This window comes from Nocardia sp. NBC_00565, from assembly GCF_036345915.1.
Classification (GTDB): Bacteria; Actinomycetota; Actinomycetes; order Mycobacteriales; family Mycobacteriaceae; genus Nocardia.
Window position 1 is genome coordinate 6424414 of the sequence record NZ_CP107785.1, and the last position, 12549, is coordinate 6436962.

Consider the following 12549-nt stretch of genomic DNA (forward strand, 5'->3'; position numbering starts at 1 on the left):
CCACGTGACCATCACCGGAGCTGCGGCCAAGATCGGCGGGATCTCCGCGTTGTTCGACGATATGGATGCGGCAGAGAATCGCGCCAAGATCCAGGAACACTTCGGGACACTGAAGTCCAGCGCCGATCTCCTGGCCTCCGCGTCCCTCAATGTCGCCGCCCCTGTTGCGGGCTATCACAGCTCGACAGTCGAAGTCGGCGAAGGCATCAAGACGGCGATGACCACCTTCGCCTGGGCCGTCGGGCTGCTGGTCACCGGCGCCATCGTCGGAGCGATCTTCAGCTTCGGCGGCAGTCTCGCGGTCGCCGGCGGCGGTGTCGCCCTCGCTGTTGAGGACACGATCGCCACCATTCGCGGCCTCTACACGACAAAGCGGCTCTTCCAAATCCTCAAGATCACCCTGGCTGCGAGCGTCGCCGTCGGTGTCATCGACGCCTTCGGCAAGGTCCCCGACCTCACCGCCACACTCACCAAACTGGCCGCCATCATCGCCATGAAGGCCCTCATCGACGACAACAGCCCTACAGCGGCGCCAGCCCTAGGCGGGAACGATCCGATTACACAAGAGATCGCGAAGAAGATCGCCGAACACGCAAATGGACGTGCCGCGCAGGGAGATGGCTCACACTACGTACCCGGCGTAGGCGCCGCGGAACTTCCCGAGTACGTTCGCAAGGTCCTCGACGGCGAGGTACCAACGGAGGTAAAGCATCTCCCCAGGGGCCGAACGGCATATTGGGATCCGGAGAAAGGTGCTGTAGTCATCGAGGATGGAGATGGAGGAACCGTGTTCACGCCAAAGGACGGACGCGAGTACTTCGACGGCCTGTGACAATGACTTGGATTGACAGGAAGGACCCGGAGAAGATGTCAGCACCGGACCCCGGACATTATCGAGAGCATCTCGTCAGCGCAGAAAATTTCCAGGTTATTCGGCAGCTAACATTCGAGCTGGCTAATGTGCCCCGAGAACCGATGGTCGAGTTGGGATGGAATCCGAAGAACGGCGATTATCTGAAACAACTCGCCCGATCGGTGCCATCTCAGATCACAGCTCCTACCCGGGTTAAGCTCGTTATCCTCGATGAGGAAATTAACGATCCGACCTCGCCGGGCCGCTCCTCTGTCTCCCAGGAAGAACCCGAATCACCGAGCGATATCGTGAGATACTTACCCAAGTCGATCGCGGCCGTGTATCCGAAGCTATTGAGAGCCGCTTTTGAAGCTCTGGGAGAGCTTGAAACACGCTATCGAACAGGATATTACGAAGCCGAAGTAGCAGAGGCCCTGAATGCAATTGATGGCGTCAGCGGAAATTAAATGGGATTAAATAATCCCAGCCGCACACTGATTACCCCTTGTTCCCCACATCGAATGACATAAATTCGACGTGATCGAACACACATCGCCAGCGAATTCGCCGAACTAACGGGTTCAAGTCCCACCTGCACTCGTCTTTCCGACACATCCGCCAACTTCCACTCTCCGAGACTCGGCAGCAGCATCCGCCGCCGCCGAACTGCGACTCCGCCAACGACCGAGCAACCATGGTCACCACTGCGAGCCAGAACCTTCTGCCCCGGGCACTCACCAACGACCGGCCAAGCCCATCGACGACACCATCGGGCCCGAGCTCAGATCATCATCACCATTCCCACTCCCCGCTTCGACACCGGCTTGGCCTAACGGGCCGGACGGAGGAACGCTGAACCTCAGCGGGCATAGCGCCGCCGGTCCAGGTACCCGCCTGACGGTCGTAGCACACCCAGAGGCCGAAGAGTGGTCCGGAACGCATGACTGCACGAGGCGGGCCGAGTTCGCTTGTACTCCGGTACTTGAGTTCCCCTCGGGCGGCGTTTCACAGAATTCCGACGATCGGCGGCCCGCGATCGGTCGCCTGGCCCGCTGTCGCCTGGCCCGCTGTCGTATGGAGCCGGTTCGTGAGCTGCGGGTTTGCTATTGAAATACCGGGACAGTTTCACCGCGTCGTTAGAATTGAGCCATGAGCAATCCGATGACGCAGCCACCGGGATCCAAGTGGTCCCGGTTCAGCGGCGTCGTTGGAGGAGGACGTGCGGCTGACGCGCATTATCAGTCGGTCGTACAGCACGCGGATTTGCACTCTTCCTCGCCCGTCTTCAGGGATTTCGCCAAACGCAATTAGGTGGAAATGCTTCGGGACGACCTAGAGTGCGCGGTCGAGAATCAAGCGGGCGAGGGCGTCGCGGTCCTCGAGCATCGCGATATGCCCTACTCCGCGAAGGTATTCCAGCTTGGCACCCGGCACCGCCTCATACTGGTGCGCCGATGCTGGGTCCCAACGAGGGTCGGAATCCCCGAAGATCACGAGGAGGGGCTTTCCGGCGTCGATGAGGCGTTGGGGCACGGTCCGCGCGGCGATGTAGTCGACGTTGGCGGCGAGAATCGCGCGGAAAGCTCGATAAGACGTCCTTCGCAAGTCGGCCACAGCCCCGTCGGGCACCGTGATCGGGGCCGCCGCAGTCGCTGCCAGTCCGCGGCGGATCATCGAGTCGGTACGGATCGCCCACACGAGCGGACCGAAGGGCGGCGAGGCGAGAACCCGGATGATCGCTGGCTCGGGGAGAAGCGCTGCGTGACTCGGCCCCGTGCTGACCAGGACCAGCTCGCCGACCAGGTCTGGACGACGCTCCACGAGGGCGGTAGCGACATACCCTCCGCTGGAGTGACCGACCACCTTCAGATTTCGGACGCCGAGCTCGTCCAACACCGTCGCCGTCCGATCCGCCTGCTGCGCAACGGCATACGTCGACGCTGGCTCGGACTGGCCGCATCCCGGAAGGTCGATCGTGATCACCCGATACTCCGTAGCGAGCGACGGCACCACCGGTGCCCACATCGAACCGGTTGCGCCCGAACCATGGATGAGTAACAAGGGCGGTGCCGCCGGGTTCCCGTCGATGACGACGTGCAACCCGCGGACTGTCGTGTCATCGCGTGTTCGGGTGGGACTCGATTCGCTCATACCGACAGCTTCGTCGCGGGCTCGTCACGCCGTATTGGACGAATGTCACGTTATCCCGCTCCGGCTAGCCTGGGATGCATGACCGCAACGGGCAGATTGGACTGGAGTCGGGTCGACGTCGCCGTCCCGGTCCGACCACCGACTCCGGGAGTCCAGATGGCGGGTTTCCGGTACCACCAAGTTGCCCCTGTTGACATCACGATGATCCCGCATCCCTTGGTCACGCTCCTGCTCGATCTCAGCGAGCACGGAGTCATCTCCGACGTTCTCGGGCGCCCGGTCACGGGGAACGCGATCGTCGGCCTCCGTGCCGGCGCCTTACGCATCACCAGCGCAGGGGCCGGCGACGTCCTGCAGATCCGCGTGTCCCCCGTCATCGCCGCAGCGATTCTCCGAGACACCGACATCATCGGCGGCACCGTGACACCGCTGCCGGAACTGTGGGGCAGCCGCGCTGCCATCTTGACCGAGCGACTCCGTTCGACGCCGTCGTGGGACGACCGGTTCGCAATCGCAGCCGCGTTCCTTCGAAGCCGGGTACCTCGCGGATTCGGTGTAGCACCCGAGATCACGTACGCCTGGGACCAGACCGTCCGCACCAGAGGCCTGCTCCGCATCGAGGCCCTTGCCGCAGAGACCGGCTGGACCCGCCAACGACTCTGGTCTCGCTTCCGCACCCATATCGGGGTCTCGCCCAAGCATGCGTCCGAACTCGTCCGCTTCGACCATGCCGCCCATCTCCTAGCGACAGGGCGCTCGCCTGCGGATGCCGCCGTCGAGGCCGGCTACGCCGACCAATCCCATCTTCACCGTCGAACCAAGGCGATTACCGATATGACCCCCACCGTCGTCGCGAGGGCACCGTGGCTCGCGATCGATGAAGTCGCCTGGCCGACAACCTGATCCCCGCAGCCGAACGAACATCGACCGCCTATCCGAGGGGCACATGTGGACCGGACTGAGCACGACTCGTCCCGCGAGGTCAGCCTGCGGTCCCGCCAGATCTGCTGGGGTCGCGATTCCCGTTGCGGGCCGGTCTGCTTCGTTCAGACTGCGCTTCGTGCCGACAACGCCCCAAGTGCCCGTATGGCCTCCGCGGTTTCCCGCTGGGCTTCCGCCTGTGCGAGGGCGGCATGTGCCTGCGCCTGAGCGATCACGTTCCGCCGCTCCGCTCCGCTGACCGCCGCCCCGGCGGTGAGGCCACTGAGCAGTGCCTCGGCGCGCTGCTTGTGAGTGGTGTAGTCATCCATCGGGCGATTCTCGCACCCTGCCCCATCGTGGGCGATCCACACCGGTGTTGAACCGTTTGCGCGAATGTGGCGTCCGTACCCGCGACACACACGGGCGGGCTCAGTCTTGACATCAATCCAAGACGACCAGGCGAACTCCCACTTGTTGCTGGCACGGCTTGTGGGCGCTGTGGTCTGTCCTGACACAGCGCTTCCGACTTAATCAACACCAAGCCAGAACAGAGCACCTGCGGAACTAGAATAAAAAAACAGCCGCTGAGCAGGCGATATAGATACTGATGCGACCGTGGACCCATGTTCAAATCGCAACAAAACACCTGGCCAAAGCCGCTATTCGTATCTTCTCGGTGGAGCTAAGGGGAATCGAACCCCTGACCTTCTCGATGCGAACGAGACGCGCTACCAACTGCGCTATAGCCCCGTGCGGCTCCGGGGAACCGCGCTGTGACACTGTATCAGGCGGGGTGGCCAGGTTCCGAATCGTGTGGGTGACCTGGGCAGATGCTGGATGGGGCTGGGGGGAGATCAGGCGCCTGCGGCGCGGCGCATATCGCCGCTGGTGCCGCGGCGTAGGGCGCGGGCGGTGGCGGCGTCGAAGGTTTCCAGGTGTTCGAACATGGGGTCTTCGTCGTCGGGTTCGATGAGGGCGGAGCGGCGGCGTAGGGCGCGGGCGGTGTCGCGGTCCATGACGCGCTGTTGGGCGCGCTGCTCGGCTTGCCGTTCGTCCTCGACCTGCTCGCCCCGGCTGCGAGCGAGGCGGGCGAGGCGGCGGCGGCGGATCTCCTCCTCCATGCGGACCTGCTTGCGTAGGTACGCCAGATAGGTCACCAGCACGAGGCCCGACACACCGCAGCCCCACCAGAACAGGTGGCTCACGGCCACGCCGAGGCCGCCGAAGGCAAGGGTGGCCAGGATGAGGCCGAGCACGGCGCGCTGCCGGAAGGTGTAGCGGGCCGCGCGGGCGATGGCGTCGGCCTCCGGGTCGAAGCCGCCGCGGCCGCGCCGGGTGGGGACGAAATCGGGGTCGGCCGAATCGAATTCGTCGTCGGAGTCGGTGACGCGAGCGGGCGGCGCCGTCCGGGCCGAGGGGATCCTGGCACCGGTCGGTTCGGCGTGCTCTACGGCCACCAGGTCATCATCGGCCGTCGCGCGGACCTTCGCAGCCGTTCGGGCGGTAGCGATCTCGGCATCGCCGGAATCGACATCGTCGAATTCGGGGTCGGCATCGTCGAATTCGTCATCGGCCGGGTCGAATTCGTCGACTTCGCCGTCCCTGTCGTCGATTTCGGAATCGGATACCCCGGACCTGATTTCGGGCGGGTTGTCCGCGGGATTGTCATTCGCCGCACTGACCTGCTCGTCGGCCGGTGTGGTCATCCGGTCCTCCGCATCATCGCTGTGGGAAAGCTTTCTCTGCACTCGGGTCGGCCGGTAATCCGGGTCACTGTCGTGCCCCGCGGCCGGTCCACTCTTCGTGCGCCGCTTGGAACCTCCGCGGTGCAATACGCGGGTCGCCAACGCCGCGTCGGTCGTCTGCCGGATCCTCGGATGCCGGTCGGCCAGGATCGGGAACAGCACGAAGACCCAGAGCACGACCAGGCCAATCCATAGGATCGAATTCGGCATCTCGCCTCAGCACCTCCGTCCCCGCCGCATCGTCCATTCGACCGGGTCGCACCGCGCCCCGTCGCAGTGCGTTCGCTCGCCGCGAACGCATCGGACGGAGGGACGTCCGGTCGCCGCGAGACGTATTCGGAGTTCGCACCGGGCGCCTCACAGCCGATCCTTTCGAGCGACCCGCGAGCAATCGCCACGGGCCACTGTCGGTGGCGCAAGACGCACCTCCGACGTCCGTAGGTTAATTCTGTGTCGCACCAAGTTCGGTCAGGCGCGCCGTGCACATACGCCACACCTGTCACAGTTCCACCATTTGCGCCGCGCGTCGAAGCACCCGGGCGCGTCGGAAACGGCACGAACGTACAGATATCCGCAGATTCAGGGCAAGGTGGCCCGACCATCGCGCACCAGCCGGTCGATGACGGTCCCCGCCACCTCCTCGACGGTGATGCCGACCATCAGGTGATCGCGCCACGCCCCGTCCACATCGAGGTAGCGCTTGAGCAGCCCTTCCTCGCGGAATCCGACATTGCGCAGCACCGCTTGACTGGCCAGATTCTCCGGCCGCACGGTCGCCTCGATCCGATGCAACCCGGCGGGCCCGAAGCAGTGATCCACGCCGAGCCCCAGCGCGGCCGTCGCCACACCCTGACCGCCCAGATCCTTGGCCACCCAATACCCGATCCACGCCGAACGCAGTGCGCCGCGCACGATATTGCCGATGGTCAACTGCCCGCTGAAGGCACCGTCGACCTCGATCACGAGCGGAATCATCGCGCCGCGCCTGGCCTCGGCCTTCAGACTCGACCACAGCGACGGCCAATTCGACGCGTGGTTGCGCGCCTCCCAGGCCCCACGCCCGGTCGGCTCCCACGGCTCCAGATGCGCCTGGTCACGCAGGCGGATTCGGCTCCACGCCGCCGCGTCGCGCAACCGCACCGGCCGCAGCGTCACCTGTCCCGCCGCGACGCGCACCGGTCCCAGATGCGCGGGCCATCCCGGATGCTGCGTGACCCGGAAAACGTTCATCGTCTCCACGCCTCAGCCGCGCTGTGCGAGAAAGGCGACCCGGACCTCGTCACCGGTCCTGATCTCGGTGTCGTCCGGGTCGATCACGATCAGACTGTTCGCCTCGGCGAGAGTGACGAGCAGATGCGACGAACCGCCGGCGCCGCCGCTGAGCGGCTGCACCAGATAATCGCCGGTGGCCTCATCGCGCATGAGTTGCGCGCGCAGATAGCCTTTGCGCCCGACCATCGAGGTGATCGGCGTGATGGTTCTGGCGCGAATGATCCGGCGCATCGGATGTCTGCGCCCCAACGCGATTCGAATCAGCGGTCGCACCATTACCTCGAAAACCACCAGTGCGCCAACGGGATTCGACGGTAGCAGAAAGGTCGGCACCTCATCGCGGCCGAGTCGTCCGAAACCCTGTACAGAGCCGGGATGCATAGCCACCCTTGCGATTTCGAGCTCACCGAGACCTTCGAGCGACTCGCGCACCTGCTCCGAGGCCCACCCGCCGACCGCACCCGCGATCACCACGACCTCGGAGCGGACCAGTTGCCCCTCCACCACATCGCGCAGCCGCCGCGGATCCGAACTGACGATGCCGACGCGGTTCACATCCGCGCCGGCATCGCGCGCGGCGGCGGCCAGCGCATAGGAATTCACGTCGTAGACCTGCCCCGGCCCAGGCGTGCGGTCGATATCGATGAGCTCGCCGCCGATCGAGATCACCGACAGCCGCGGCCTCGGATGCACAAGCACCTTGTCCTGCCCGACGGCGGCCAGCAGACCCACCTGCGCCGCACCGATGATGGTGCCCGCGCGCACCGCGACATCGCCGGGCTGCACATCGTCGCCGATGCGCCGGACATAGTCACCCGAACGGACCGGCTCGTACACCTTGATCCTGGCCCGGCCGCCATCGGTGAAATCCAAGGGCAGTACGGCATCCGCGAGCGTCGGCAGCGGAGCACCGGTATCCACTCGCACGGTCTGGCGCGGCTGCAGACGGATCGGCTGCTTGGAACCGGCGACCACCTCGCCGACCACCGGCAGCGTCAAATCGACCAGTTCGCCGTCCTCGTTGCGGATATCGGTACCGGCGGCGGACACATCGACACTGCGCACCGCGTAGCCGTCGATGGCGGCCTGATCGAATCCGGGCAGCGGTAGCTCGGTCACGACATCCTCGGCACACAGCAGGCCCTGGGCCTCGGAGATCGCGACCCGGACCGGCCGGGGCGCGACCGCCGCAGCTGTCACCTTGATCTGCTGATCCTCAACCGAGCGCATCCAGCCCTTCCTGATCTCTCCGCACCGACCCGATTCCGCAACCCGCGCAACCGTGTTCCGTGCGCGCGAAGGTGAACCATCATTCGTACCCGACGGTCCACTATCGGCGAAACCCGACGCCCGTCCCTATCAGTCGTAGGTCGTCAGCTGTGGGTCCCAGTCCGAACTGAGCCGATGCTGCAGCCACTCGCGCAGGGCGGGTCCGTATTCCTCTCGTTCCAAAGCGAAATCGACCGCAGCACGAAGATAGCCGCCCGGGTTGCCCAAATCGTGGCGCGACCCACGGTGCACCACCACATGGACCGGATGGCCCTCCTCGATGAGCAGTGCGATCGCGTCGGTGAGTTGTAGCTCACCGCCCGCGCCCGGTTCGATCCGGCGCAGCGCGTCGAAGATGGCGCGGTCCAACAGGTATCGGCCCGCGGCGGCATACGTCGACGGTGCGTCGGCGAGCGCAGGCTTCTCCACCATTCCCTTGACCCGCAGCACATTCGGGTTCACCGCATCGGGCACCGGCGCGACGTCGAACACACCGTAGGCGCTGACCTCGTTCTTGGGAACGTCGATGGCGCACAACACCGTTCCGCCGCGCTTGCGCCGGACCCGGCTCATCACATCGAGCACACCGCACGGCAGCACCAGATCGTCGGGTAGCAGCACGGCGATGGCGTCCTCATCGTCATCGAGGACGCGCTCGGCCTGCGCGACCGCGTGCCCGAGACCGAGTGGCTCCTCTTGAACCACCGAGGTGACATCGAGCAGCGCGGGCGCCTTGCGCACCTTCTCCAACAGATGGAACTTGCCGCGCTCGGCGAGCGTGCCCTCCAGCACCAGGTCCTCGACGAAGTGCGCGACCACGCCGTCCTTGCCCGGTGAGGTCACGATCACCAGCCGCTCGGCGCCGGAGTCGGCGGCCTCGGTCGCGACCAGCTCGATGCCCGGAGTGTCCACCACCGGCAGCAGCTCCTTGGGCACGGTCTTGGTCGCGGGCAGGAACCGCGTCCCGAGCCCGGCCGCGGGCACGACGGCCGTGCGGAAACACGACACGACCGCGTCGTTCGCGGTTTGTCCGGCCTTTGCTGTCATACGCCTACCCTATCCATCCATCCCTGGCTCGAAGCGGCCATCACGCCGACTCGGGTCCCGGTGAGCTTAAGGTGATCACTGTGGAGATGCCCGGCGAGCGTGACAAACATGCCTGGCGGACCGAAATCAGTGCGAGACGGGCCGCGATGACCGCCGCCGAGCATGCGCTCGAGGCGCGTGAGCTGGCCCACAACATCGCCGAAATGGACGTTCCCGAATGGGTCTGCGCGTACGTGCCGGTGCGTGGAGAACCCGGATCGACGGCGATGCTCGAGGCGCTGCGCGCGGCGGGTGCCCGCGTGCTGTTGCCGGTCACCGGACCACCCGGACCGTTGAACTGGGCCGAGTACACCGGTTCGGCGGGCTTGCGGCGTGCGAGATTCGGACTGCTCGAACCCACAGGTGCGGTGCTCGCCGACGCGATCACGCTGGCGGAGCTGATCCTGGTCCCGGCGTTGGCGGTGGACCGCCGCGGGGTGCGGCTGGGCCGGGGTGCGGGGTACTACGACCGGACGCTGGCGGCCGCGCGGCCGCGAACGCGGTTGATCGCGGTGGTTCGCGATGATGAGCTGCTCGATCGGCTCCCGGAGGAGCCGCATGATCTGCGCATGGGTTGGGCGCTGACACCGCACGGCGGACTGCATCGACTGGATAGCGCCGTATCAACTCGGTAGCAATGCGGATGCGGAATGAAATGCCGATTAGCGGTGTTGGCACTGTCGGCTGTAGAGTGCCAGATTGACGAACCCTGCGGAGGATGCTGTGCCAACTTATTCATACGCGTGCACCCAGTGTGACAACCGCTTCGACATCGTTCAGTCCTTCACAGACGAGGCGCTGAGCGTCTGCTCGGAGTGCTCCGGGAAGCTGCGCAAGCTCTTCAACTCGGTCGGCATCGTGTTCAAGGGCAGTGGCTTCTACCGCACCGACAGCCGTGGTGGCGCGTCGACGGCGAGTGAGCCCGCGAAGTCGGACAGCGGCGCCAGTAGCACCGCGGCGAGCTCGGACGCGGGATCGTCCAGCAGCTCGAGCACGACCAGCACGGCCGTCGCCAGCTGAGTTTCGGTTCGAAACCGGAGATAGCGACCGCTTGCGGTCGCTCGATACGACCAGCCCCGTGGGAGTTGTCCACAGGGCTGTTGTTATCCACAGGGCCAGCTTTTCTCGGGCGAGTCGCCGGGCGCCCGACCATATGCTCCGGACATGGCTCCCCTGGGCACGATTCCGCCGGGCATATCCCCGCTGCGTAAGACCCGATCCTTCGCCGATCTCGGCCGCGGCGGCTCCCTGCGCGCCGCGGTCGGGAATCGACCGTCTTGGGCCGACGGTCTCCTCGCCCGCCGCGTACTCGCGGCCGCACTCACCGCACTCGCGGTCGTGCTGTTGCTGCGCGGTGATCCCGGCAGTGAGCGCACCGAGGTCGTGGTCGCCGGGCGCGATCTGCCACCCGGACATCTACTCGAGGCCGATGATCTGCGCTCGACACCGCATGAAGCCCGCACCCTGCCCACGGGCGCGGTCGACGACATCGCCATCCTGGTCGGCGCGACCCTGACCGGCGCCATGCGCACCGGCGAGGTGTTCACCGATCTGCGCATCGTCGGGCCGCGGTTGGCGGCGGTCGCCACCGGCGCCCGCGATGCCCGCATCGTGCCCATTCGCTTGGCCGACACCGCGGTCGCGGAGATCCTGCGGGCGGGCGACCGGGTGGATGTCATCGGCGCCGAGGACCAGAGCGGTCCGGGCACGCGCCCCGCCCGGCTACTCGCCATCGACGCCGCGGTCGTCCTGGTATCCAGCCCCGCCGACCGACGCGGCACGCCCGAGCGGGTGGTGCTGGTCGCGATGGATGCCGAACACGCGACCGCCGTGGCCGCCGCCTCGTTGCGAACCGCCCTTACCGTCGTCTTTCATTGACAATCGTTCGCTGAGTATTTGCCATCAAGGTCAACTAGCATCGGTCGGAACGGCAGCCCGAACCGCCGAGCACAGCTAGTCAGCTCCCACCCGAAGAGGAGATATCGGCAATGCTCAAGGGTTTCAAGGAATTCCTACTCCGCGGAAACGTCGTCGACCTGGCGGTAGCCGTGGTGATCGGTACCGCGTTCGTCGCGATCGTCACCGCGTTCACCAATGGGATCATCAATCCGATACTTGCCGTATTCGGCGGCAACAATGAAATCGGCCTCGGTTTCCGGTTGGTTGCCGATAAACCGGCGACCTTCGTGCAGGTCGGCCCGATCATCACCGCGGCCCTCAACTTCGTAATCATCGCCGCGGTGCTGTACTTGGTGTTGGTGCTGCCCGCGCTGCACGCGAAGAAGCGCTGGGGCGCCAGCGACACTCCACTCACCGATTCCGAAGTGCTGGTACAGATTCGGGATCTGCTCGCCGAGGGGCAGCACAGCTCCGGTGGACGTCACGAATTCTGAATTCCCCTGTGCCCCTGAATTCTCCTATATCCCTGAATTCTCCTATATCGGAGCGCAATCGGGCCCGTCGCCGCTGCGACGGGCCCGATTCGTCGGTGCCACTGGGTATTTCACCCAGGCCGGACCTCAGCCGATACTGAAGGGCTGACCCCACAACGTCGTCCAGGTGATGACGTGATCGGTCTCCACCTCGACACTGACGAACGAGCGCGCCTGGGCATAACCGCCGCAGCCGGTCAGGCCGATGGTCTCGTCGGCCCAGGTGACCGAGCCGCTGCCACCCTTGAACTTGTTGCGCTTCTTGTGCGCCTCGTTACCGAAGTCGTCGGCCTGCTCGAGATCGAGCACGTAGAACGACTGTGCCTGGCCGGGACCGAGGCTGAGGTTCGCGCCGCTGGAGGCGCTCGCCTTCGGCTTGACGTTGTTGCTGTCGCTCCAGTCGAGACCGCCGGTTACGCCGCCTTCCGCGCCGCCACCGTCGATATTCACCTGGCAGGCGACGACATATCCCGGGAAGATCGCGCCGTTGTTACCGTCGGACACTTCGACTTGCGCGCTGCCGGACACCCACGCGTTGCGATGCACCGGCGTGGAGCCCATGGACGGGTTGATATTGGCCGATTCGCCGACCAGCCGGATTGTCAGGACGGTGCCGTCGGATAGCGTCTTGGTGATTTGCCCGCCCGGCAGCGGAATGAAGGTGTCGGCATTGGCCGCACCGGTCGAGAGCAGACCCAGTGCCAACGCGGCCGCGCCGCCGAGCCCGGCCGCACGCGCCACAAATTTACGATCGATCATTGTTGTACTACCCCTAGCGGATTGAGTTCGATGAGTTCGATTCGGCGAGTAGAGATTTGAC

14 protein-coding genes and 1 tRNA gene are annotated in these 12549 nt (G+C 65.4%); 7 read left to right on the plus strand and 8 right to left on the minus strand.

The features are described from left to right. Window positions 1-4: 4 nt before the first annotated feature. Complete coding sequence (locus OG874_RS29675; protein ID WP_330250394.1) at window positions 5-832, plus strand: hypothetical protein; 828 nt, start codon at window positions 5-7, stop codon at window positions 830-832. Window positions 833-867: 35 nt separating this feature from the next. After that, window positions 868-1320, plus strand: a complete 453-nt coding sequence (locus tag OG874_RS29680; RefSeq protein ID WP_330250395.1) for a hypothetical protein — start codon at window positions 868-870, stop codon at window positions 1318-1320. 865 nt (window positions 1321-2185) lie between these two features. Here the strand turns inward: OG874_RS29680 and OG874_RS29685 are convergent. Further along, window positions 2186-3004, minus strand: a complete 819-nt coding sequence (locus OG874_RS29685; RefSeq protein ID WP_330250396.1) for an alpha/beta fold hydrolase — start codon at window positions 3002-3004, stop codon at window positions 2186-2188. Between the two features lie 78 nt (window positions 3005-3082). Between OG874_RS29685 and OG874_RS29690 the strand changes: the two genes are divergently transcribed. Then, window positions 3083-3907, plus strand: coding sequence for a helix-turn-helix domain-containing protein (locus OG874_RS29690; RefSeq protein ID WP_330250397.1), 825 nt, complete (start codon window positions 3083-3085; stop codon window positions 3905-3907). Window positions 3908-4050: 143 nt separating this feature from the next. On the opposite strand, the gene OG874_RS29695 is transcribed toward OG874_RS29690, so the two are convergent. The 6 genes from OG874_RS29695 to OG874_RS29720 all read right to left on the minus strand — a co-directional run bounded on the left by OG874_RS29695 (window position 4051) and on the right by OG874_RS29720 (window position 9258). After that, window positions 4051-4254 (minus strand): hypothetical protein, encoded by a 204-nt coding sequence (locus OG874_RS29695; protein ID WP_330250398.1) that lies wholly within the window; start codon window positions 4252-4254, stop codon window positions 4051-4053. Between the two features lie 348 nt (window positions 4255-4602). Next, a tRNA-Ala gene (locus tag OG874_RS29700) sits at window positions 4603-4675 on the minus strand. A 104-nt stretch (window positions 4676-4779) separates the two neighbouring features. Next, window positions 4780-5880 (minus strand): divisome protein SepX/GlpR, encoded by a 1101-nt coding sequence (gene sepX / locus OG874_RS29705; RefSeq protein ID WP_330250399.1) that lies wholly within the window; start codon window positions 5878-5880, stop codon window positions 4780-4782. 369 nt (window positions 5881-6249) lie between these two features. Next, window positions 6250-6900 carry a GNAT family N-acetyltransferase gene (locus tag OG874_RS29710; protein WP_330250400.1) on the minus strand — a complete coding sequence of 217 codons (651 nt, stop codon included), beginning with the start codon at window positions 6898-6900 and terminating at the stop codon, window positions 6250-6252. Window positions 6901-6912: 12 nt separating this feature from the next. Further along, window positions 6913-8172, minus strand: a complete 1260-nt coding sequence (gene glp, locus OG874_RS29715) for a molybdotransferase-like divisome protein Glp (protein WP_330250401.1) — start codon at window positions 8170-8172, stop codon at window positions 6913-6915. Window positions 8173-8301: 129 nt separating this feature from the next. Next, window positions 8302-9258, minus strand: coding sequence for a UTP--glucose-1-phosphate uridylyltransferase (locus OG874_RS29720; RefSeq protein WP_330250402.1), 957 nt, complete (start codon window positions 9256-9258; stop codon window positions 8302-8304). A gap of 86 nt (window positions 9259-9344) precedes the next feature. Here OG874_RS29720 and OG874_RS29725 point away from each other — a divergent pair, with 86 nt between their 5' ends. From OG874_RS29725 to mscL, 4 genes are all read left to right on the plus strand, one after another. Further along, the gene (locus tag OG874_RS29725; protein WP_330257473.1) at window positions 9345-9932 is read left to right on the plus strand and encodes a 5-formyltetrahydrofolate cyclo-ligase; all 588 of its coding nucleotides are present in this window, start codon (window positions 9345-9347) and stop codon (window positions 9930-9932) included. An 88-nt stretch (window positions 9933-10020) separates the two neighbouring features. Continuing rightward, window positions 10021-10317 carry an FmdB family zinc ribbon protein gene (locus OG874_RS29730; protein WP_330250403.1) on the plus strand — a complete coding sequence of 99 codons (297 nt, stop codon included), beginning with the start codon at window positions 10021-10023 and terminating at the stop codon, window positions 10315-10317. Window positions 10318-10461: 144 nt separating this feature from the next. Continuing rightward, a complete protein-coding gene (locus OG874_RS29735) occupies window positions 10462-11175 on the plus strand; it encodes an SAF domain-containing protein (RefSeq protein ID WP_330250404.1) in 714 nt (237 codons plus the stop codon). A 110-nt stretch (window positions 11176-11285) separates the two neighbouring features. Beyond that, window positions 11286-11690, plus strand: coding sequence for a large conductance mechanosensitive channel protein MscL (gene mscL, locus OG874_RS29740; protein ID WP_330250405.1), 405 nt, complete (start codon window positions 11286-11288; stop codon window positions 11688-11690). Between the two features lie 126 nt (window positions 11691-11816). Here mscL and OG874_RS29745 read toward each other — a convergent pair whose 3' ends face one another. Further along, complete coding sequence (locus OG874_RS29745) at window positions 11817-12488, minus strand: MspA family porin (protein WP_330250406.1); 672 nt, start codon at window positions 12486-12488, stop codon at window positions 11817-11819. Window positions 12489-12549: the final 61 nt, after the last annotated feature.

What these genes read in the sequence shown, in the direction of transcription:
- OG874_RS29680 (WP_330250395.1), top strand. Translation starts at nt 868, where the DNA reads ATGTCAGCACCGGACCCCGGACATTATCGAGAGCATCTCGTCAGCGCA.
- OG874_RS29685 (WP_330250396.1), bottom strand. Translation starts at nt 3,004, where the DNA reads ATGAGCGAATCGAGTCCCACCCGAACACGCGATGACACGACAGTCCGC.
- OG874_RS29690 (WP_330250397.1), top strand. Translation starts at nt 3,083, where the DNA reads ATGACCGCAACGGGCAGATTGGACTGGAGTCGGGTCGACGTCGCCGTC.
- OG874_RS29695 (WP_330250398.1), bottom strand. Translation starts at nt 4,254, where the DNA reads ATGGATGACTACACCACTCACAAGCAGCGCGCCGAGGCACTGCTCAGT.
- sepX (WP_330250399.1), bottom strand. Translation starts at nt 5,880, where the DNA reads ATGCCGAATTCGATCCTATGGATTGGCCTGGTCGTGCTCTGGGTCTTC.
- OG874_RS29710 (WP_330250400.1), bottom strand. Translation starts at nt 6,900, where the DNA reads ATGAACGTTTTCCGGGTCACGCAGCATCCGGGATGGCCCGCGCATCTG.
- glp (WP_330250401.1), bottom strand. Translation starts at nt 8,172, where the DNA reads ATGCGCTCGGTTGAGGATCAGCAGATCAAGGTGACAGCTGCGGCGGTC.
- OG874_RS29720 (WP_330250402.1), bottom strand. Translation starts at nt 9,258, where the DNA reads ATGACAGCAAAGGCCGGACAAACCGCGAACGACGCGGTCGTGTCGTGT.
- OG874_RS29725 (WP_330257473.1), top strand. Translation starts at nt 9,345, where the DNA reads ATGCCCGGCGAGCGTGACAAACATGCCTGGCGGACCGAAATCAGTGCG.
- OG874_RS29735 (WP_330250404.1), top strand. Translation starts at nt 10,462, where the DNA reads ATGGCTCCCCTGGGCACGATTCCGCCGGGCATATCCCCGCTGCGTAAG.
- mscL (WP_330250405.1), top strand. Translation starts at nt 11,286, where the DNA reads ATGCTCAAGGGTTTCAAGGAATTCCTACTCCGCGGAAACGTCGTCGAC.
- OG874_RS29745 (WP_330250406.1), bottom strand. Translation starts at nt 12,488, where the DNA reads ATGATCGATCGTAAATTTGTGGCGCGTGCGGCCGGGCTCGGCGGCGCG.